We start from the raw sequence: 20,258 nt of genomic DNA on the forward strand, positions 1-20,258 counted from the left end.
ATGGGGGCTGGAGAGATGATTACGAGTCATACAAATATTATTATCGCCGGTACAAGCGTCGAAGGGCTTGTGCTGGCACGGGCTTTGGAGCGCTATGATGTAAACGTCCGGCTGCTTGAAGCCAAGAAGTCTCCTGCCCACGAACCGAAAGCACTGCTTTTATACGCACGGTCGCTTGAAGTGCTCGAAAGCGTTAAACTGGCAAAACCACTGCTGGAGGCAGGAATACCTTATAATTCGCTGGAGTTCAATTACGAAGGAAAACAGATTTTTACTCCTTCCTTCGATTTCTTGAAAAATGAATCTCCCTATCCATTTGTATTGTCGCTGGCTAACTGTGATGTGCAGCATATACTGCAGCGCTCGCTGGTGAAAACCTCTGTGGAATGGGGTACACGCATTACCCAGCTGAAGCAGAATGGTTTAAAAACAGAAGTGTTAATCGAAAAAAATAACATGGAAGAGCGGATCATTGCAGATTATGTCGTGGGGGCTGACGGGATTGACAGTGTGGTCCGGGAGCTTGCTTCTATTAAATGCAAAATGGAGGGCGGCTCGGAACTAATGATGGCGGATGTTAAAACAGAGAAGCGGCTGACAAATAATGTGCCGTCCATGATGTTTAATAAAAAAGGCATTATGTTTGCCGCAGACCTCCCGGGCCGCCAGACGAGGATTATGATGGTCGACCGGGATAAGCCAGGCGTCCGCCTTGAAAATACAGAAGCGTCCCTCCGGGGGCTCTACCAGAAAATCACGGGCCGCCCGTTGTTCATGCAGGCGACGGTGACGGTACAGTCAAAGCAGGCTGTGTTTCATCAGGCAAAAGAATTTCGGTCGGGGGACATCTTTTTAGTTGGTGAAGCAGCACATGCCCATCACCCGATGACAAGCCAGAGTGTAAACCTGGGCATCCAGGATAGCATCAATTTAAGCTGGAAGCTGGGCATGGTGTGTGCGAGGGCCTGTCCGGAAACACTGCTTAAATCATACGAGGCTGAGAGGCTTCCGGTCGCAAGAAAGGTTAACCGGACGACAGATTGGACGGTTCGAAGCCTGACTGTGCAAAAGCCTATTGCTGTGCAGGCGAGAAATCGCACGCTGAAAATGGTGGAAATGATTGAACAGCTTCCGGAGGCCTTCATCCGGAGACTGTCGCATTTGTCTGTGAGATACCGGGCATCGGCACCACCTTTGAAAGAGGAGCTAAGGCGCGAAGGGGTACTGCACCCGGGAGACCGGGTGCCTGACGCAGCATTAACAGATTTTGAAAATTGTAAGACCAGGTTGTATGAGCATTTGCAGGAAGGGAAATTTTTATTTTTGATACGCACAAGTGGCAGCCGGATTGATAAGGAGTACGCATTTATTAAGCGCTGGATCCGTAAGTCCGCTCCGTATTTTGGCAGCATGGTACAGCCGGCATTAGTGGCGCCGACACCGACAATGGGACAGCCTGATGACATTTTGTGCTGGAGTGAAAGACATTTAAGCAGAGAGTTCCGGCAGTTAATCAGGCCAGGGGAATCTATGCTCGTACGGCCGGATGGTTATTTGCTTTTTCATAGTGATGCTGCAGACTGGAGCAGCTGGAAGGAGGCAGTGGAGCTGTTTCTTACAGCAGGGGCTGAATGGAATCTGGAGGAGCGGGAAGCCCGGAAATGGTACCAAAACATCAAATTGATCAGCCGCAGATGGACAAAAGCTGATATTTAGTAAATAAGAAAATCTCCCTTAAAGCCGGTACTGTATCCAACAGGTGCCGGCTTTTTGAAACGCATGGACATATGTTACGTAAAAACGAAAGAAAACATTGACATCTGCATTCCAAAAATAGGAAAATGTACGAGTTGAACGTCTAATAAGTAAGGAGAGGAAACCATGTCATCGATTTTAGAAGTGAATGATGTACATAAGCGTATTCGCGGTAAAGAAATCATTCAGGATCTGAATTTCTCTGTCGAACCGGGAGAGGTTTTTGGCTTTCTTGGACCGAACGGTGCGGGAAAAACGACGACGATCCGTATGATGGTCGGACTCGCCCCTATTTCGTCCGGAGATATTCTTATCGACGGATACAGCATCCAGAAATCGTATGCGAGGGCGATTAAACAGGTCGGAGCCATTGTGGAAAATCCGGAAATGTACAACCATTTAACGGCAGAAAAGAACCTGATCCACTTTGCCCGGATGAACGGGAAGGTAGATCAGGATCGCATTGACGAGCTGCTCGACCTCGTGAAGCTTGGGCACGTGAAAAAGAAAAAGGTGCGCACCTTTTCTTTAGGAATGAAGCAGCGCCTCGGTATTGCCCAGGCGCTTTTGCACCGGCCGAAGCTGTTGATTTTAGACGAGCCGACCAACGGCCTGGATCCGGAAGGTATCCGGATGGTACGGGCTTACCTGCGCCGGTTGGCCGAGGAGGAAGGGCTGGCGGTGCTTGTTTCGAGCCATTTGCTTTCAGAAATGGAGCTGATGTGTGATCGTTTTGCGATTATCCAGGACGGTAAACTGATCAGCATTGAAGATCAGCGCATCTCAGAAGGAGAAGGACGCCCGGCGCCGTACCAGATTGATGTAGGTCCGCAGAAGCTGGAGGCTGCGATGCGGATGGTGAAAGAAGCCTATCCGGATCTGCAAATAGAAGAAGCAGACCAGCGGTTGACGATATACATAGAAAAAGAGAACGTCCCTGCCCTTCTGCGCTATGTCATGGAAGCCGGATTTGATATCTATGAAGCAAAAGAAGATAAACAAACGCTTGAAGACCGGTTTCTTCAAGCAACGTCGAAGGAGGGGTCCCCATGATCCGCCTGATTCAAAACGAATGGATGAAGCTGTTCTGGCGTATCAGTACATGGATAATGACAGCGATTCTGCTCCTCGGGGTGGTGGGTGTTCTTATTTATTCCATCACCAATCAGCCTTCAGCGGAGGAACTGCCGTCGGAAGCGCAGTGGAAAGCAGAGACTCAGCAGCAGATTGAACAAGATCAACAGGCGATCGAGGACAGCGGGGGCGCTACCGCGGAGTATTACGAACAGGAGATTGCGATAAATGAATACCGCATCCAGAACGATCTGCCCCCGCAGGGCGCGACTGGAGAAAGCGTCTGGTCATTCATGAGCACGAATGCAGGGCTCCTCGATCTGCTGAGTATTTTTGTCATTATCGTAGCGGCGACGATTATTTCCTCTGAATTTAAAACCGGCACCATTAAGCTGCTGCTGGTCCGCCCGCCGTCCCGGATCAAAATACTGATGTCCAAGTACCTTACGGTCATCCTTTATGCTGTTGCAATGCTCGCTCTGCTTTTCGGGGCATCGTTTATTCTGGGAGCTCTTTTCTTTGGATTCGGTGAGCCTTCCACACAGTTAATCTATACGGACGGAGAGGTCGAACAACGGCCGCAGGTGCTCGCGCTTGCGATCGATTATCTGACCGGATCGGTGAATTTTGTCATGCTTGCGACACTGGCCTTTGCCATTTCAGCCATTTTCCGGAGTGAAGCGATGGCGATTGCCATCAGTGTTCTGTTATACGTAGTGGGCGCTGGTGTAACAAGTACTCTGGCTCTTGCCTACGACTGGCCGAAGTACCTTCTGTTTGCAAACACGAATCTGAATCAATACTTTACAAGCGGAGGGCCGCCGGTGGAAAGTATGACGCTTAGTTTTTCCGTTGTCGTGCTGATTGTGTACTGGCTGATTTTTATGGGTTTTGCCATATGGATGTTCAAAAAGAGAGAAATCAGCGTAACTGGTTAAGGAAAGTTGTTTGAATCCAGGTGTAGATAGGGAACAAAATAATTGAGAGTAATTGAAGAGGAGTGTGCGCCTATGGTGAAACGTACGGCAGAAAAAGTACTTGGAATTATTGCTGCTGTTTTAAGCGGTATTGGTATCGTTTTAGGAATTGTTCTGACGTTTGTAGATGCTTCGACGTTCGAGCAAATAAATCAAACCGTCCAGCAGCAGGGTGGAGAAACGATAAATACTCAGGAGGCGGCTGCTCAGGCCTCTGCTTATGGCATCAGTCTGATTATCTTTTCAGCGATTGCCACGATTCTTGCAGTAGTAGGCGTCTTTATGCTGAAGCGTAATAAACGCTCTGTCGCTTCCGGCATTTTGTTTTTTGCGGCCGCGGTCGCTGGCTTTATAGCAATCAACATTCTTGCCATTGTCCATTTGATTCTGCTCGTGGTGGCAGGCATTATGGCTCTTGTCCGCAAGCCGGACACGCCAGCCGATAATTCCGCAGATGTTCAGGAATATCCGGAATAACAGAAACGGGGGGCTCCGAGAAATTCGGAGCTCTTTTTTATGAGGAGGATGAAATGAGGGTACTGGTGATTGCGGACACCCATATGCCAAAAAAAGCAAAAGAGTGGCCGGAGGAGCTTTATAAAGCATTTGCAGAAGCTGATTATATCATTCATGCCGGAGACTGGCAGAGCCTAGACGTGTGGCAAGACCTGAAAAGATATGCCCCGCTTACCGGTGTATATGGAAATGTGGATGGGGACGACATAAAAGCTGCCGTGAACGAGAAAGAGGAAATCGTTCTCGAAGGGTGGCGTATCGGTATTGTGCACGGTCACGGAGAGAAAGGGACGACTGAAAAAAGGGCCGGAGAAGCATTTTTCTCCGGCCAGAAGGATATTATCATTTTCGGGCATTCTCATATTCCCTACCTGCGGTATGCGGGGAAAACGTTGATGTTTAACCCGGGTTCGCCGACGGATAAGCGAAAGGCGGCGATGTTTTCCTATGGGCTGCTCGACCTCAGTCATGACCATTTTGAAGCCCGGCATGTGTTTTTTCCCCGAAAAAGCTAAACGAAATACTGAAGGTCCGAAGCGTTGGTCGGATATGCAAACATTGTCCTGGATAAGGAGCTCGCCGGGATCTCGTGCTGAATCACGAGCGTCATGTAGTTAATGAACGAGGCTGCATCACTGTTTAACGCGTGAGCGCCGACAACGGTGTCTTTCTCCTTATCGATAATTAATTTTACAAAGGCCGTGGTTTCGTTTTTGTGCTTGTACGTAAACCACGAGCTTACATCTTCGGTAACCACAGAAAGTCCTCGGGCAGAAGCCGCATCACCTGTCAGGCCTACCGCTGTTAACCCGGGTACGGTGAATGCTGCAGAAGCGATTGGCCCGTAGTGAACGGGAGTGCTGTTGTTTTCAAGCAGGTTGGCGGACACGTAACCTGCCTCAAATCCGGCTAACGGAGTTAATGGGCTGCCGGCTGTATCTGCGCAGTCGCCAGCGGCATAAATATTTTCATTGGTGGTGTTTTGCAGATAGTCATTTACAGTAATGCCCCGTTTTTTATCATAGGCAGCTTCAGCCTTTTCCAGGTCCAGCGTTTGTACATTCGGTGTACGGCCGCTGCCGTGAACGACAATATCGCCGTAAAAGAAGTCTTCTGTTTTTGTATAAACCTGGTAGCCTTGTCCTTCCGGACGTATTTCAGCTGCTTCAGTATGCAGGTGTACATGTACACCGATCGATTCAGAGTAATCAATGAGCTGCTGGACAAGCTCAGTATCAAATCCTTTCAATGCATGGTCTCCGCGCTGTAGAATATGAACATCGGCTCCAGCCCGTTTAGCGAGGTGGGCAAACTCAAAGGAAATGTAGCCCCCGCCGATAAAAACAATGCTTGATGGCAGCTGATCAAGTTCAAGAAAATCATCGCTGCTGAGCATATGTTCAGCTCCTTCAATTGGAAGACTGGCAGGGCTTGCGCCGGTGGCGAGTACGAATTTTTTACTCTTAATGGGGTGTCCATCCACTTCTATAGTTTCACGGTCGGTAAAACGGGCACGTCCGTGCAGGGTGTCGATGCCGCTGTCTTTTAAGCTTTGTTCGATAGAGTCCGGGACCCCTTCGACAAAGGTGCGTTTGAAGTTCATTAAATTCTCCCACCGGATGGATAAACTGCCTTCAAGACCAAGGCCCTTCAGGCGCTGGGCCTGCTCGAGTACTTCTGAAGCATGGATGAGCACCTTCTTCGGATCGCATCCGCGCAGGGCGCAGGTGCCGCCGTAAGGACGTTCATCCACTATTGCCGTGTTCCATCCGGCCTCGTTTAAGTTTCCGGCGGCGGTCATCCCCGCTGAACCGCTTCCGATTACGATCACATCATACATAATATTTACCTCCTTTAATCTCTTCGTTCCTATTCCTTTTGCTGGAAGAAATGAAACGAAGCTCGAAATGGAAAACTATTACTTGAAAGAAGGAACAGCACATGCAGTATGAAACAGGTGAATTCCACTCAGAACGACTGACGACCGGGCTTTTGTTCTGGTCAGGGCTGATTGTTATGTCGAGCTTGTACATGACGATACCGCTCATACCAACTTTTTCGGAAGCTTTTCATATTTCTGCCGGAGAAGCCGCCTGGGCGGGGAGTATTTTTTCAATCTTTTTTGCAGCCGGCTGCCTGCTGTATGGCCCTTTATCGGAACGGGTGGGGAGAAAACGCACGATTGTAGCGGGTTTGTTGGTGCTTGCTGCCGTCACTCTTCTGCTCGGGATGGCGTCGACCTTTTCTGCTCTGCTGATCGGCCGCGCTCTTCAGGGGCTTGCGGCGGCATCATTTTCACCGGTAGCGCTTGCCTACATTGGCGATATGTTTACACCAGCTAAGAGAGGCTCGGTTATCGGGTTTATCAGCGCCGGATTTTTAATCGCGGGGATTTTCGGCCAGACGTGGAGCAGTGCCGCCGTGCAGGCAGCCAACTGGCACTGGGCCTTTTTGCTGCTTGGAATCATTTATGTGCTCACCTTTGTTTTAATGTGGCGCCTGCTTCCTGTGGATCCATCGAAAGGAAAAACGGGCGGTAAGCCTTCGTTTGTCTCCCAGCTGCAGACAGTGGCCAGAAATAAAAGCCTGATGCTTTGTTTTATCGTTACTCTTTCAGTGCTGATGGTTTTTGTGGGGATGTATTCTTCGCTTGGACAGTATCTGCAGGGAGCATTTCAGCTAAGCCAGGGCGACATTTTATACGTTCGCGCTGCGGGCCTCCTCGGCATTAGTGTTGCTTTTTTTACGGGAAAATGGAGCCGGCGTGTCGGCAGTCCGTTTATCCTTCGTCTCGGTCTCGGTATTGGAGCGCTCTCACTTTTGCTGATGCTCGTTACGGACAGCCTATGGCTGCTGGTGGCATGGAGCGTGCTGTTTACAGCTGGAGCTGGTTTAATCGTTCCTGCGATTATTGCGCTCATCAATCAGGTGGGAGCTGAAGTGAGAGGCGTTGCAACGTCGCTGTACACATTTATTTTATTTATCGGAGCCAGTATCGGTCCGGTGCTCAGTACCGCAGTGAGCCAGGCTGTGTCTGTCGAATGGGCCTTCGGCGTTCTCGCTTTGATTTACGCCGCCAGTTTTGTCACAGCTTTAGGAATACGTGTGCCAAAGCAGTAAAGAAGTCGTTGAACGGCTTCTTTACTGCTTTGTGTGAATTTATTTAACATATTTTTTCTTCTGTATAGGTTTTATCGGGAAAAAATGCTGGAAAAGCAAAAATAAGAGGAATTAATGAAAGAAAATATAACAAAGTAATTTCTATAATGTCATCTAATTACTCGAAATTTTCAGAAAACAATGATACGATAGAAATCCAATCGGATGAATAGTAAAGAATATATTTAGATAATTCAGATAAAAAGGAGTGGTGAACATGGTTAAAAGCAGCACGAAGCGGTATTTGAAAGCCTTAAATTTGACGGTGGAGGAACCTTCTTTTTCTTATCTGGCAAAAATTATGAACGCTCACTTGTTCACCTTTCCGTTTGAAAATGTGAGCAAATTAATATATCACCAGGAAAATACCTGGGAAAATTATACGCCGGACGCCCAGAGCTTCGTTGATAACTTTGAAAAGCACCAGTTCGGCGGTACGTGCTTTACCGTTAATCAAAAGGTGGCGGCTATACTTCATGATTTAGGCTTTGATGCTTACAACATTAATATGGGACCGGAGCATATCGCTACTGTCGTCCGGCTGCAGGGTGAGCATGTCCTCGTGGATTGTGCCGTTTCAGCACCGATTTTTTCTCCGGTGCGCCTGGAGAGGTCTGACCGGAACATTTATATGTATCACGACGAAAAGATTGTCATCAGTCCGGTGGATAAAGAAAGCCACCTGTATGAATTCAAACGCTATATAAAGGGGAAGCTGACAAAAGACCAGTGGGTGTTTGACGCAGGGCTTTCGAGAAACAGAAAATACCTTGATAATATGGTGAATCATTCTCACCGGGAAGACGCTATGTTTATGTCCCTGCTGAGACTGCAGATGTGGCAGCCGACGCGGAATATTACGCTGAAAAATAATCGGATGCGCATCTATCATCCGGACGGCACTACGGAAAAAAGAGAGCTTCAGTCGATTGAAGAGATCGAAGAGGTGGTCCAGCATGAATTCGGACTCGGAAAACTGCCTGTGCGAAAAGCGGTCGAATACCTTGAGGCTAAAGGCATCGACGTATTTGCCTCTTTAAATAAAGAAGAAGCATCTTAAGTAAAACCGGCGCAGGCAGCGCCGGTTTTTTGTTTGCAGACGGTTGCGGCCGGTTATCGGTATCGCATATGATAGACAGATAATATTAACACAGGCAGGTGTTTGGATTGAATAACGAGATTGCTGAAGTAAAGCTGGTGTCCTTTAAGCGGGAGCATTATGACAGGTTGATCGAGTGGGTGCCGTCAGCCGATTTTTTAAAGCAGTGGAGCGGAGAAGCGTTTACATACCCGCTGAATAAAGAACAGCTCGATGATTACCGTATGCAGCAGGAGGGTGATAATCCCAAACGGCTCGTCTATACTGCTCTGCACCAGACAACGGGAGTCCCGGTCGGTCATATATCACTTGGGGCTATTAATTACCGCGATCGTTCCGGACGGATAGGCAAGGTGCTCGTTGGAGATGAATCGATGCGCGGCAGAGGTCTCGGACAGTGGATGGTACGGGAGGTATGCCGGGTCGCCTTTGACGAATTGCAGCTGCATCGGGTAGCGCTCGGAGTTTTTGATTTTAACGCTTCCGCTCTGCGCTGCTATGAGCGTGCCGGCTTTCAGCGCGAGGGGGTAAAACGGGATCTTCGTCTCGTAGGAAACACCTATTGGTCCCTTGTAGAGATGAGCATGCTCGAAGAGGAGTGGGAAAAGCTGCGCTAATTATCGCAGCTGTTACCGCATTTCTGGAAATTTTCTCAGGAAGGGTTCATAATAAAAAGACAGGAGCCCTCTGCGCTCGTGTCTTTTTTATAGGCGGAAAGCAGAGGCTTGATTACGGCTTGGAGGGAAGCGCATGGAGAAAAAACCATCTGTACTGGTAATGGTTTCTGTAGAGGCAGAAAACGAAGCGCTGCAGGCAGCAGCTGAGGCAGAGGATGCATGGGTGGTGCAGGTAGGCGGTGTCGGAGCGGCACAGATGAGTGTCCGGACATCGCTGCTGCTTGCTGAACATGACTATGATCTAGTTATAAACGCCGGGATTGCAGGTGCCTTTCCAGATAAAGCCTGGCTGGGAGATATTGTGGCAGCCAGCGAAATCGTCGCCGCGGATATGGGGGCAGAAACTGAGGAAGGATTCGCTCCGCTCGAAAAGCTTGGGCTTGGGCCGACACGTTTTCCGGCAGAAAAACAGTACACGCCTGAATTAGTCCGGCGTCTTTCGGAGCAGGGAATTTCGGCTGTTGAAGCTCCGGTGCTTTCTGTGTCGACTGTGACTGGTACACAGGCAACGGTGAACCAGCGGGCGTTTTTATATGAAGATGCTGCGGCAGAAGCAATGGAAGGCTACGGTGTGGCCGCGGCCGCCAGCCACTTCGGGGTCCCGGTAATGGAAATACGCGCCATATCAAACGAAGTCGGGCCGAGGGACAGGGACGCCTGGGACATCCCGGGAGCACTGGATTCTCTGCGGTCGGCTATACTTATATTGCAGGAGGTTACATCATCATGAAAATAGCTTTTTCCCCGTGTCCCAACGACACGTTTGTCTTCCATGCCTGGACGCATGGGCTGCTAAAAGATACAGAAGCTCCGGAAGTCACATTTGCAGATATTGATATCACTAACCATTGGGCCGCAAATAAAGAAGGGCCGGAGGTAATGAAAATTTCCTACGCGGCCCTTCCGTGGGTGCTTGAAGATTATGCCCTTCTTCCGAGCGGCGGTGCCCTCGGTTACGGCTGCGGCCCTTTAGTATTAACAAAAGGCGAAAAAACGCCTGAACATTTGATCGGAAAAACGGTAGCGGTTCCGAGTGAACGGTCCACGGCTTATCTGCTGTTCCGCTTATGGGCATCCAAAGTGATTCCTGAAGGTGTCGGAGAAATTAAGGTAATGCCCTTCGATGATATTATGCCGGCGGTCCGGGACGGCGAAATAGATGCTGGTCTCGTCATCCATGAAGCCAGATTTACGTATCATAATTACGGCCTGTCGCTTGTAGAGGACATGGGCAGCTGGTGGGAAAGGGACACAGGCTTCCCGATTCCGCTTGGAGCGATTATTGCCCGCCGCCATTTAGATACGCAGGAACTCGCTGATAATGCCCGGCGCTCCGTGGAATACGCCTGGGAGCATCCGGAGGCATCAAGCGATTTTGTTATGGAAAATGCTCAGGAGATGTCACCGGAGGTGGCCCAGTCTCACATCGAGCTGTATGTTAACGAATTCACCCGCAGGCTTGGTGAAGACGGGTACGCCGCTGTGGAAACCTTGCTCGGACGGGCGATGGAAGAAGAATTAATCCCTTCCTTTGATTTGAAAAAAATCAGGCTGTACTAAACAAAGAAGCTTCACCTGGAAACAGGCGGAGCTTCTTAAATATCTGCAGTTTTTATTTTCCTCGCTGCCAAAGCGGCGCGGAGGCTGTGAAGAATCATGCCTGTGAGCACGAGCGCAATGCCGGAGAACGTCAATGCCGAAGGTGCAGCCGTGTGAAGCAGAAGCATTTCGCCGATAAGGGCAAATAGTACTTCACCTGACTGAGTGGCTTCGACGCCGGCTAATTTAGAAGCATCGTTTTTCACCAGCTCTGTGGCATAAAAAAACAGGACAGTAGCGATAATGCCGGAGGAAACAGCAACGATAAAGGACTGGGAAACCTGAGATCTTCCGGGAAGTCCGTGTACGGAGGCTCCATACAATGCTAAAATAATCCAAAAGGGCATGCTCGCAATTGTCATGCCGAGCACACGCTGAAAAGTGGTTAGCTCATTTCCGGCCACGTGCATCATTTTCCGATTGCCAAGCGGGTAGGCGAAGGCAGCTAAAAGCAGCGGCAGCACGCAGAGCCAGACATTCAAAAGAGGAACTGCTGAAGCGTGTTCAGCCTGCATAATAAATACACCCGCCAGGATCACTAAAGAGATCAGTATACTCTGGAGCGGAATGCGCTGCCGGGGCCCGGTTGTTTTATGTAAAAAAGGCACAAGCAGCGACCCGGCAATGATGGTGATCTGAAAAGTGGCGGCGACGAGCCAGCCGGGACCGTATACGGTGGAAAAGGCGATGGGCGCGTAAAAGAGCCCAAATCCAACTGTGCTCCAAAGAAGCCACTCTGAAGGACGGGCGCGGAGATGATGAAAGACAGGTCGCAGCTGTTTTTGTGCTCCAACGATTAAAATAAGCATGGGCAGCATAAAAAAATAACGAAGCGACGCACTCCAGGCCCAATGCCCGCCGGAAAGCTCCATCGAACGGTTCAAAACAAACGTGACAGAAAAGAAGAGGGCTGCTGTAAGCCCCAGCAAAATAGCTTTCATTTACGAGGACCACCTTCGATACAATATTTGGTTATTGTATCACAGCTAAAAATTTTTCCCAATATTCTGTTGAATGAAAACGGCCGAACAGTGTGCTTGTACGAAAATATCATGTAAAGAAAGCAGGTGGAGCATGAAGTACCCTGAAGCTCTAAAAAAGGGAGATACAATTTATGTAACAGCGCCATCGAGCGGAGTACCTGCGTCTTTACACGGGGTGCTTCAGCAGGCAGTGAAAAAAGTCGAAACGAGAGGCTTTCATGTCCGGGTCGGAGAAACGGCCTGGAGGCAGCAGAAGGCAGCAAGTGCCGACCGTTTTCAAAGAGCCGAGGAGCTGATGATGGCACTGGCAGACCCGGAAGTTCAAGTAGTGATGCCTCCGTGGGGAGGAGAAAGAATCGTGGATATTTTACCGCTTTTGGAATGGGAATGGCTGCGTGAGCTTCCGCCCACCTGGATTCTCGGTTATTCTGATACGAGTACACTTGCCTTTGCCTACACAATGATGACTGGAGCGGCTTCAGCTCATGGCACGAATCTGTTTGACCTGGCCGCGCCGATCTGGGATGACGTGACAAAAAAATGGGAGCAGGCTTTAAAGGCTCCGGAGGGAGAAGCTGTTTACCAGCATTCAAGCTCTTATTATCAATCATCCTGGGACAAGGCGTTTGAGCAGCCCGGCTCAGGGTTTGTGCTGGATGCGCGGACGTCCTGGAAGCATCTTGAAGGGGCAAACACGGATGAATTGAGCGGGCGTCTGCTCGGAGGATGTTTGAATACACTGCCGCGTCTTATCGGCACTCCTCTGGACCGGGTACAGGAGTGGCGTTCAGAAAAGGTCATTTGGTATCTGGAATCCACAGGCATGGAAGCAGCAGAGATTCACCGTTCCCTGTGGCAGCTGCAGCAGGCCGGCTGGCTGGATAACGCTGCCGGATTACTTATAGGCCGGCCCGAGGGATACAATGACACAGAAGGCTTTACCATGAAGGACAGCCTGATGGAATTGTTCGGGGGACACCTTCCTGTCTGGTACGATGCTGATATTGGCCACATGCCGCCGCAGTGGACATTTATTAACGGAGCATTTGCCAATATCCGTTTCGATCGCGGCCAGGCTGAGATGACAATGAGAAAATTATAGAAGGAGGATCTATCATGCAGCTAGAAAGCAGCCGGCTGCTTTTAAGGCCTTTTTCGGAAAAGGACATAAATGTATTGGCAGACCTTGCAAATAACTACCGTATTGCAAAAACAACCCTGGAGCTCCCATACCCTTATACCGAGGAGGATGCACGGTGGTGGATCGGGCGTCATTCAGGCTGGATGGAAGAAGGGTCCCGTTTTCCATTTGCTGTCACTAAAAAGGATGAAGACAAATTAATGGGAAATATCACGGTGCGCATGCGGCCTGAACACCGGCGCGGCGAGCTTGGGTACTGGCTGGGGGCGGATTACTGGGGGAACGGTTATATGAGTGAAGCAGCAGCGCTGGTCCGGGACTTCAGCTTTCGCACGTTGAAGGCAAACCGGCTGACGGCTCCTGTGATGAGTAAAAACCAGGCTTCCGCGAGAGTGTTAAAGCGAATCGGAATGCGCTATGAAGGCACGCTGCGCGAAGACATCTGGAAATGGAGCCGATACGAGGATGTGGATGTGTACGGCATGACTGCCGGTGACTGGACGAAGGCATAAATAAAACAAGCGCTGCCGTATTGGCAGCGCTTATCAGCTTTTTAACAGAAACACATTATCGTCTTCATCGCGAAAGCTGGCGTAAGTAATACCGTTCATCTCTGTTGGTTCTTCGTCAAAAACAATATTCTGGGCTTTCATCCACTGGTAGGAGGCGTGCACGTTGTCGCACTCAAAAACAATCGATGGCTTCAGCTCCTGCCAGTTCAAAACGTATGACTTAGGATAGATGGCAAGCGTTGTTTCAGCTCCTGGAGCTGCGACCTCCAGCCGGTAGGCGTTTGGACCAAGCGGATCTTCGCTCCGGACTTCAAAACCTATCTTTTCTGTCCAGAATTCTTTTGCCCGCTGCTGATCTTCTACATAAACAGCTGTAGAGGCAATTTTTCCTATCATTTTTATACTCTCCTTTAGACGCACTGTTTTATTATATCAACTGCACACAAAATTCCAAGTGAAATTATTTTTCGGTCGTTCTTTTGAAATGAAGCCTGACAGGGAATACGAATAAAATAATCGAAAAAAGGAGACTGTATACTATGCATGAACTGCATCCAGATGATCTGCCGGTAAAAGAAGTGTATAAGCTGCTGACAGGGTCGGTCATCCCACGTCCGATAGCCTTCGTTACTACAATGGCAGAAGATAAAACATTAAACGCAGCACCGTTCAGCTTTTTTAATGCGGTAAGCCCCGACCCGCCAGTATTAATGATCTCTATCACGAGAAAAGACGGGGAACCAAAGGACAGTGCAAAAAATATTTTAGATCGCGAAGAACTGGTGATACACATAAGCGATGAAGGTATTGTAGAGGATTTAAACATTACAGCAGCAACGCTTCCCCCAGAGGAAAATGAACTGGAGCATACTGTCTTACATACGGTACCGAGTAAAATGGTGGAGGTGCCGGGGATAGAGGAAGCGAATATCCGCTTCGAATGCCGGCTGCACAAGCACGTACCGCTTCAAAATGCCGAAGGGAAAATCACTCAGGATGTCATATTCGCAGAAATTGTATGTATCTATGTTTCAGAGGGCGTGTATGAGAGTGAAAACAATTATATTTCGCCCGATAAGCTGAAGCCGGTTGCACGTCTTGCAGGAAATGATTATTCCAGGCTTGGGGAATTATTTACGCTTGAACGCCCGAAATAAAAAGGACCGCGCCTGTTGCCTTAAAGCAAACAGACGCGGTCTTTTTATTAGATGGAGGCTGTGGTGGCAGTTGATTGTTTTTGTACCTCTTTAATGAGCTCATAGGAACGAAGGCGTTTGGCCTGGTCATACACACTGCCGCTGATCATAATTTCATGAACCGGAACGTTCGAAGAAAAATCTTCAAGCTGTTGGCGCACAGATTCCGGTCCGCCCTGGATAGTGCCGGCATCCCAGCGTGCCATCATTGCTTTTTCCTGCGAGGTCCAAAGCGCGTCCATATCTTCTACCGGCGGCTGTATTTTGCCCGGGCGGTTTCGGATTAAGCTGAGAAACTGCTGTTTCATCGTAGTACCGAGGTAATCGGCTTCCTCGTCTGTTTCGCCTGCGATTACGTTGATGCCGGTCATAGCGTAAGGCTCATCGAGCACTTCAGACGGCTGGAAGGAATCCAGATACAGCTGCAGGGCTGCTTTCATATTCTCGGCTGCAAAGTGGCCAGCGAAGGCATATGGAAGTCCAAGCTGTCCGGCAAGCTGAGCACTGAATCCGCTGGAGCCAAGCAGCCAGATAGGAATATCCAGACCAGCGCCCGGTACGGCTTTTACCTGTGGAGGGACGGCCATATTGGCTGGGTCCTGAAAATATCTCTGCAGCTCTTCAAGGCGTGCTGGAAAGTCCTCGCCGCTGTTTACATGACGGCGAAGGGCTGCCGCTGTTGTTTGATCGGTGCCAGGCGCCCGGCCGAGTCCTAAATCAATGCGTCCCGGATACATGCTTTCGAGTGTACCGAACTGTTCGGCAATTGCGAGCGGGGCGTGGTTGGGAAGCATAATACCGCCCGAGCCAAGACGAATACTTGACGTCCCTCCGGCCAGATAGCTGAGTAATACAGAGGTGGCCGAGCTTGCGATCCCTTCCATGTTATGGTGCTCTGCGACCCATAAGCGGTTGTAGCCGAGTTTTTCGGCATGCTGAGTCAGCTCGAGGCTTTTTGCAAATGAATCTCCCGCTGTTTCCCCTTCGTTTACAGGGGATAAATTTAATACTGAAAGCGGCATATCTTTAAATGCTGGCATGAAAATCTCTCCTTTATATGACACGTCCTGCTGGTAATTGAGTCATAAAAAATTATACTCCTCCTGCGCACTGTTATTCAAAAAAGGTGCTCAATACTGAAAAATTCTCTAGTATAATAAACATGCCCTGCTGGTAAAAGCATGGGGACTGGGCTTTAAAGCCAGGGAAGGGATGGGAATATATGAATATCGTTTTATCCGGGTTCGGGGCTGTCGGACAGGCAGCAGCCCGTGTATTAATGAATAAAGAAAAAGAGTGGAAGCGCACGTACGGGGTGCATATAAAAATTACCGCTGTGCTCGACCGCAGTGGGGTTGCGGTGCACAGCGACGGTCTGGATCCTGAACAGCTGCTTCAGACAAAAGCGGAAACCGGCCGAGTGGATGACGGCTCGCTGCCGCCGAGGAATGTGGACCAGCTATGGGCGGACAGCCAGGCGGATATATTTATTGATGCGGCAGAGACAAATACATTAACCGGGGGCTCGGGGCTTGCGCTCATGCAGTCAGCGTTAAGGCACGGGGTGGACGTCGTCTGCGTCAGCAAGGGAGCGCTCGCCTTTGCCTGGGATGATCTGCACGAGCTTGCTGAAGCATCCGGAAGAAAAATAAAATACAGCGGAACGGCTGCTGCTGCCCTCCCGACTGTGGACACAGCCCTGTACAGCCTGGCCGGGGCGGAAATACATACAATCGAAGGGCTGCTGAACGGAACAGGCAACATGATCGCGACAAGAGTCGCCGCTGAACATATTACGCTGCAGGAGGCGTGGGAAACAGCAAAAAAAGAAGGGAAGGCCGAGGCAGACCCTTCTGAGGATATTGGGGGGAAGGATACGGCGCTGAAAATGTATTTTCTGACAAAAGCCTGCCTCACGCCGGAAATAAACTGGGAGAGTGTTACGATACGCGGCCTCGACGAGCTCTCCGATGCTGAATGGAAGCAGGCAGAACATGGGAAAACAAAGTGGAAGCTGGTCGGGAAAGCGCACAAAATGGCGCAGGGAACAGTGATCTCTGTCGAGCCCAGGCTTCTCACGGCAGAGCATCCTTTCTTCCACGTTGATGGGGCCGAGAAAGCAGTGCTTTTTTCTACAGACACGATGGGAAGCGTTCTCGTTTCCGGTGGAGCGTCATCGCCTACGGGGGCAGCTGCCGCGGCCTGGAAGGATGTCATTCACCTTGCGAGTGAAAGAGCCTGAGATAAGGCTCTTTTTTATGCTCAGATGGCTGAAAAGTCTTTTATAAGTAATGGAGGGAATATGCTTTCTGCATTGAGAAATAATTTATTTGAAGAAGAAGTTTATTTTTATCCAGAGAAGGGATTAACCAGTAAAAGCATGTGACGAAATCAATAAAGAAAAGATGACAAAAACAAAAAGAAATGGAAAAATGAAAGTGCATACACTAAAAGGGAGATGAAAAAAATGAATACATATACAGTTGCATCAATTGCGGGAGATGGCATAGGTAAAGAAGTAGTACCTGCTGCCTGGAGGGTGTTGAAAACGCTTGAGAGAGTGCAGGGAGACTTCGAGCTGCGTGTAACAGAGTTTCCCTGGAGCTGCGATTATTACCTTGAGCACGGCAGAATGATGCCGGAGGATGGTTTAGAGCAGCTTGAAGCCTTCGATGCCGTGTTTTTAGGTGCGGTTGGGCACCCGGACCTCGTGCCGGACCATATTTCGCTGTGGGGACTTTTAATTAATATACGCCGCGGCTTCGAGCAGCAGATCAACGTGCGGCCATCCCGCCAGTTTGAAGGGCTTGCTTCTCCGCTCGCAAATCCGAATCAGTTTAACCTGATGGTTGTCAGAGAGAACAGTGAGGGTGAGTACAGCGAAGTCGGCGGCCGGATGTACAGCGGAGAGAACGAAATTGCGATTCAAAACAACGTATTTTCTAAAAGAGCAGTAAAGGCAGCGATGGAGTATGCTTTTCAGCTGGCCAAAGACCGCAGCGGCCACGTGACCTCGGCAACAAAATCCAACGGAATCGTCTTTTCCATGCCTTTCTGGGATGAAGTGTTTACCGAGGTGAAGGAAAATTATCCTGGCATAGAGACCAGGGCAGAGCACATTGATGCTCTGGCGGCAGCCTTTGTTACCAAGCCGGAGACGATGGATGTTGTCGTCGGCAGCAATTTATTCGGAGATATTCTGACAGACATCGGAGCTGCTTTGATGGGCAGCATTGGCATTGCTCCGGCTGCCAATATTAATATAAACGGGAAATTTCCATCCATGTTTGAGCCGGTACACGGCTCGGCCCCGGATATTGAAGGAAAGGGACTGGCAAATCCGATCGGCCAGCTGTGGACAGCTCAAATGATGCTTGAGCATCTCGGAGAAAGCACGGCAGCCGAGACATTAATGAACGCTATTGAATATGTCATCAAACAGGGAACGCTCACTAAGGATCTTGGAGGCGATGCTTCTACCGAAGAAGTAGTGAAAGCAGTGGAAGGATATTTAACATCAGAAAAAACAAATTAGGATTTAACTAATAGGTATTTAATAATAATTTAAGCGGGAAGCTGTAGAATAATAATCGCGAAATTCCTTGATAACTAACGTTTTGTGATGCTAAATACACTGTTAATTTCCATTTTATGATTATTTCACTCAATGTTACAGTTTTGATACAAATGTATTGAGTATATTGTCTATACCCCCTGGCACTTATATACTACTTTATACACAACAGTAGAGTCAGACATCGCAGCACATGATCAAATAGGGGGTGGATTCGCTGGAGCTTTCGCATTGCGCTTAATCAGAGCAGCGATATAAAAGTTTATGGCGAACGTGTATGAAAAAATATGCATATCCAGCAGCGATTGTTGCTGCGGCAACAGTAGTTTTTGCAGCTCCAACGGCAGCAGATGCTGCCTTAGGTGATCAAACACTACGTCAGGGCTCGAAGGGTTCGGAAGTTAAAGAATTGCAGGACTGGCTAAAGGAGAACGGGTATCATAACGGGGCAGTGGATGGAATATATGGACCGGCGACTGCGGGGTCCGTGCAGGCCTTTCAGCGTTCAGCGGGTATTACCTCTGATGGTATAGCCGGGACGAATACGTTTTCCAAAATGAGCTTAAACGGAAAACAGGCTTCGACTGAAAAAAGCTCTAAAGCTTCTGACAGCTCCCGGGGCACGTCTTCAAGTGTATTAAAGGCGGGTGCTTCGGGAAGCGACGTCCGTGATCTACAGGCAAAATTGAAAAGCAAAGGGTTTCATACCGGAGCACTCGACGGAGAATTTGGACCGGTCACGAAGTCTTCAGTTATTGCGTTTCAAAAAGCAGCCGGAATTAGTGTTGATGGCGTGGCCGGCCCGAATACATTCAAAGCGTTAAGCAGCTTTAAATCCTCAGGTGGTGCGAATGAATCAGGTTCCGCCAAGCCGGATGCTTCTTCTTCGGAAACCGGAAGCAAAACGCTCCGGCAGGGAGATGCGGGCAGTAACGTGAAAAGCATGCAGCAGACGCTTAAAAGCAAAGGCTTTCTTTCTGGAGCAGTCGACGGCCAGTTCGGCCCGCAGACAGCCGGTGCAGTGAAGGCTCTGCAGCGGGCAGCTGGTTTGAGCGCTGACGGGATCGTCGGCGCCAACACATGGAAAGCGTTAAGCGATTCTTCTGTGAAGAATGGAACCAGCTCCTCTCCTGAAAAAGTCAGCTCAGGCTCTTCAGGCAGTGTATCAGGGCTGATAAATACAGCGAAAAAGTTCATAGGTGTTCCATACGTATGGGGAGGCACGACGACGAGAGGATTCGACTGCAGCGGCTTCACCCAGTATGTATACAGGCAAAATGGAACAAGCCTTCCACGTACGGTGGCCCAGCAGTATGCTGTGAGTAAAAAGGTATCGAGCCCGCAGGTAGGGGATATGGTGTTTTTTACTACCTATAAAGCAGGAGCATCGCATAATGGAATATATATTGGAAACAACCAGTTCATTCACGCAGGATCCTCGACAGGAGTGACTATAAGCAGCATGAGTAATTCATACTGGGCTCCGCGCTACATAGGGGCCGGAAGCTTCTGAGTTATACTTAGGGCACATCGTTCAGCAGAAACGGTGTGCTTTTATATGCCTGCAGGAAAAGTGTATAAAATTACACGTATGAACAGGGAGTTACGTGTTGTTTACAACTCTGTAATAACCATTGTTCTGCTCATGCCCCGTGCTTACAATAAAAGAGCATCAGACGATAGAAAGCGTGGGATTGCAATGAAAAGAAGAATGTCAGCGTTTATGCTCGCTGTTTTATTATTATTTGTGCCTGCTCAGGCTGAAGCCGCTCTGGGCGATGATACACTGCGTCCGGGAGACCGCGGAGAAGATGTGGAAGAACTGCAGGAAGCTCTGCAGCAGGAAGGATTTCACAGCGGGAAAACGGACGGGGTTTACGGTTCAGTCACGACTTCATCAGTAAAGGCTTTCCAAAAGTATGAAGGTTTAACGACAGATGGAATTGCTGGAGAGGCGACCCTCGAAAGACTTTCCTGACAAAAAAGAAGCTGAAGC

At 49.3% G+C, this 20,258-nt stretch carries 21 protein-coding genes; 17 read left to right on the forward strand and 4 right to left on the reverse strand.

Annotation, left to right across the window (positions count from 1 at the left end; all coding sequences use genetic code 11):
- Positions 1-15 precede the first annotated feature (15 nt).
- The 5 genes from SIC45_RS01080 to SIC45_RS01100 all read left to right on the forward strand — a co-directional run bounded on the left by SIC45_RS01080 (position 16) and on the right by SIC45_RS01100 (position 4,837).
- Positions 16-1,716: an FAD-dependent oxidoreductase gene (locus SIC45_RS01080; RefSeq protein WP_319630751.1), complete on the forward strand. Its 1,701-nt coding sequence runs from the start codon at positions 16-18 to the stop codon at positions 1,714-1,716.
- Between the two features lie 165 nt (positions 1,717-1,881).
- Positions 1,882-2,808 (forward strand): ABC transporter ATP-binding protein, encoded by a 927-nt coding sequence (locus SIC45_RS01085; protein ID WP_319630752.1) that lies wholly within the window; start codon positions 1,882-1,884, stop codon positions 2,806-2,808.
- Entirely contained in the window at positions 2,805-3,767 is a 963-nt protein-coding gene (locus tag SIC45_RS01090) for an ABC transporter permease (RefSeq protein ID WP_319630753.1), read from the forward strand. Before SIC45_RS01085 ends, SIC45_RS01090 begins: the two co-directional genes overlap by 4 nt.
- A 72-nt stretch (positions 3,768-3,839) precedes the next feature.
- Positions 3,840-4,283 carry a DUF4064 domain-containing protein gene (locus tag SIC45_RS01095; protein ID WP_319630754.1) on the forward strand — a complete coding sequence of 148 codons (444 nt, stop codon included), beginning with the start codon at positions 3,840-3,842 and terminating at the stop codon, positions 4,281-4,283.
- 53 nt (positions 4,284-4,336) lie between these two features.
- Entirely contained in the window at positions 4,337-4,837 is a 501-nt protein-coding gene (locus tag SIC45_RS01100; protein ID WP_319630755.1) for a metallophosphoesterase family protein, read from the forward strand.
- Here SIC45_RS01100 and SIC45_RS01105 read toward each other — a convergent pair.
- Positions 4,834-6,162: an NAD(P)/FAD-dependent oxidoreductase gene (locus SIC45_RS01105; RefSeq protein WP_319630756.1), complete on the reverse strand. Its 1,329-nt coding sequence runs from the start codon at positions 6,160-6,162 to the stop codon at positions 4,834-4,836. The two genes, SIC45_RS01100 and SIC45_RS01105, sit on opposite strands and share 4 nt — an antisense overlap.
- A 101-nt stretch (positions 6,163-6,263) precedes the next feature.
- Here SIC45_RS01105 and SIC45_RS01110 point away from each other — a divergent pair, with 101 nt between their 5' ends.
- From SIC45_RS01110 to SIC45_RS01130, 5 genes are all read left to right on the forward strand, one after another.
- Positions 6,264-7,442, forward strand: a complete 1,179-nt coding sequence (locus tag SIC45_RS01110; protein WP_319630757.1) for an MFS transporter — start codon at positions 6,264-6,266, stop codon at positions 7,440-7,442.
- Positions 7,443-7,698: 256 nt separating this feature from the next.
- Positions 7,699-8,541 carry an arylamine N-acetyltransferase gene (locus SIC45_RS01115; protein WP_319630758.1) on the forward strand — a complete coding sequence of 281 codons (843 nt, stop codon included), beginning with the start codon at positions 7,699-7,701 and terminating at the stop codon, positions 8,539-8,541.
- A 107-nt stretch (positions 8,542-8,648) separates the two neighbouring features.
- A complete protein-coding gene (locus SIC45_RS01120) occupies positions 8,649-9,197 on the forward strand; it encodes a GNAT family protein (protein ID WP_319630759.1) in 549 nt (182 codons plus the stop codon).
- A 133-nt stretch (positions 9,198-9,330) separates the two neighbouring features.
- Positions 9,331-9,987: a futalosine hydrolase gene (locus SIC45_RS01125; protein ID WP_319630760.1), complete on the forward strand. Its 657-nt coding sequence runs from the start codon at positions 9,331-9,333 to the stop codon at positions 9,985-9,987.
- Positions 9,984-10,817, forward strand: coding sequence for a 1,4-dihydroxy-6-naphthoate synthase (locus SIC45_RS01130; RefSeq protein ID WP_319630761.1), 834 nt, complete (start codon positions 9,984-9,986; stop codon positions 10,815-10,817). The genes SIC45_RS01125 and SIC45_RS01130 overlap by 4 nt, the downstream gene beginning before the upstream one ends.
- A gap of 35 nt (positions 10,818-10,852) precedes the next feature.
- Here SIC45_RS01130 and SIC45_RS01135 read toward each other — a convergent pair whose 3' ends face one another.
- Complete coding sequence (locus SIC45_RS01135; RefSeq protein ID WP_319630762.1) at positions 10,853-11,797, reverse strand: multidrug resistance efflux transporter family protein; 945 nt, start codon at positions 11,795-11,797, stop codon at positions 10,853-10,855.
- Positions 11,798-11,930: 133 nt separating this feature from the next.
- Here SIC45_RS01135 and SIC45_RS01140 point away from each other — a divergent pair, with 133 nt between their 5' ends.
- Both SIC45_RS01140 and SIC45_RS01145 read left to right on the forward strand, forming a co-directional pair.
- On the forward strand, positions 11,931-12,941 hold the full coding sequence (locus SIC45_RS01140) for an LD-carboxypeptidase (protein ID WP_319630763.1): 1,011 nt from the start codon (positions 11,931-11,933) through the stop codon (positions 12,939-12,941).
- Positions 12,942-12,955: 14 nt separating this feature from the next.
- Positions 12,956-13,492, forward strand: coding sequence for a GNAT family N-acetyltransferase (locus tag SIC45_RS01145; protein WP_319630764.1), 537 nt, complete (start codon positions 12,956-12,958; stop codon positions 13,490-13,492).
- Positions 13,493-13,525: 33 nt separating this feature from the next.
- Here the strand turns inward: SIC45_RS01145 and SIC45_RS01150 are convergent, their stop codons facing one another.
- Positions 13,526-13,888 carry a VOC family protein gene (locus SIC45_RS01150; RefSeq protein ID WP_298784813.1) on the reverse strand — a complete coding sequence of 121 codons (363 nt, stop codon included), beginning with the start codon at positions 13,886-13,888 and terminating at the stop codon, positions 13,526-13,528.
- 143 nt (positions 13,889-14,031) lie between these two features.
- Between SIC45_RS01150 and SIC45_RS01155 the strand changes: the two genes are divergently transcribed.
- On the forward strand, positions 14,032-14,649 hold the full coding sequence (locus SIC45_RS01155) for a flavin reductase family protein (RefSeq protein ID WP_319630765.1): 618 nt from the start codon (positions 14,032-14,034) through the stop codon (positions 14,647-14,649).
- A gap of 47 nt (positions 14,650-14,696) precedes the next feature.
- Here the strand turns inward: SIC45_RS01155 and SIC45_RS01160 are convergent, their stop codons facing one another.
- Positions 14,697-15,728 (reverse strand): LLM class flavin-dependent oxidoreductase, encoded by a 1,032-nt coding sequence (locus SIC45_RS01160; RefSeq protein ID WP_298784817.1) that lies wholly within the window; start codon positions 15,726-15,728, stop codon positions 14,697-14,699.
- Between the two features lie 182 nt (positions 15,729-15,910).
- Here SIC45_RS01160 and SIC45_RS01165 point away from each other — a divergent pair, with 182 nt between their 5' ends.
- The 4 genes from SIC45_RS01165 to SIC45_RS01180 all read left to right on the forward strand — a co-directional run bounded on the left by SIC45_RS01165 (position 15,911) and on the right by SIC45_RS01180 (position 20,240).
- A complete protein-coding gene (locus SIC45_RS01165; RefSeq protein ID WP_319630766.1) occupies positions 15,911-16,930 on the forward strand; it encodes a hypothetical protein in 1,020 nt (339 codons plus the stop codon).
- Between the two features lie 225 nt (positions 16,931-17,155).
- Positions 17,156-18,223, forward strand: a complete 1,068-nt coding sequence (locus SIC45_RS01170; protein WP_319630767.1) for a tartrate dehydrogenase — start codon at positions 17,156-17,158, stop codon at positions 18,221-18,223.
- Between the two features lie 316 nt (positions 18,224-18,539).
- Positions 18,540-19,775 (forward strand): peptidoglycan-binding protein, encoded by a 1,236-nt coding sequence (locus SIC45_RS01175; protein ID WP_319630768.1) that lies wholly within the window; start codon positions 18,540-18,542, stop codon positions 19,773-19,775.
- A 186-nt stretch (positions 19,776-19,961) separates the two neighbouring features.
- Positions 19,962-20,240, forward strand: coding sequence for a peptidoglycan-binding domain-containing protein (locus tag SIC45_RS01180; protein WP_319630769.1), 279 nt, complete (start codon positions 19,962-19,964; stop codon positions 20,238-20,240).
- Positions 20,241-20,258: the final 18 nt, after the last annotated feature.

This window comes from Marinococcus sp. PL1-022 (assembly GCF_033845285.1).
Taxonomy (GTDB): domain Bacteria; phylum Bacillota; class Bacilli; order Bacillales; family Marinococcaceae; genus Marinococcus.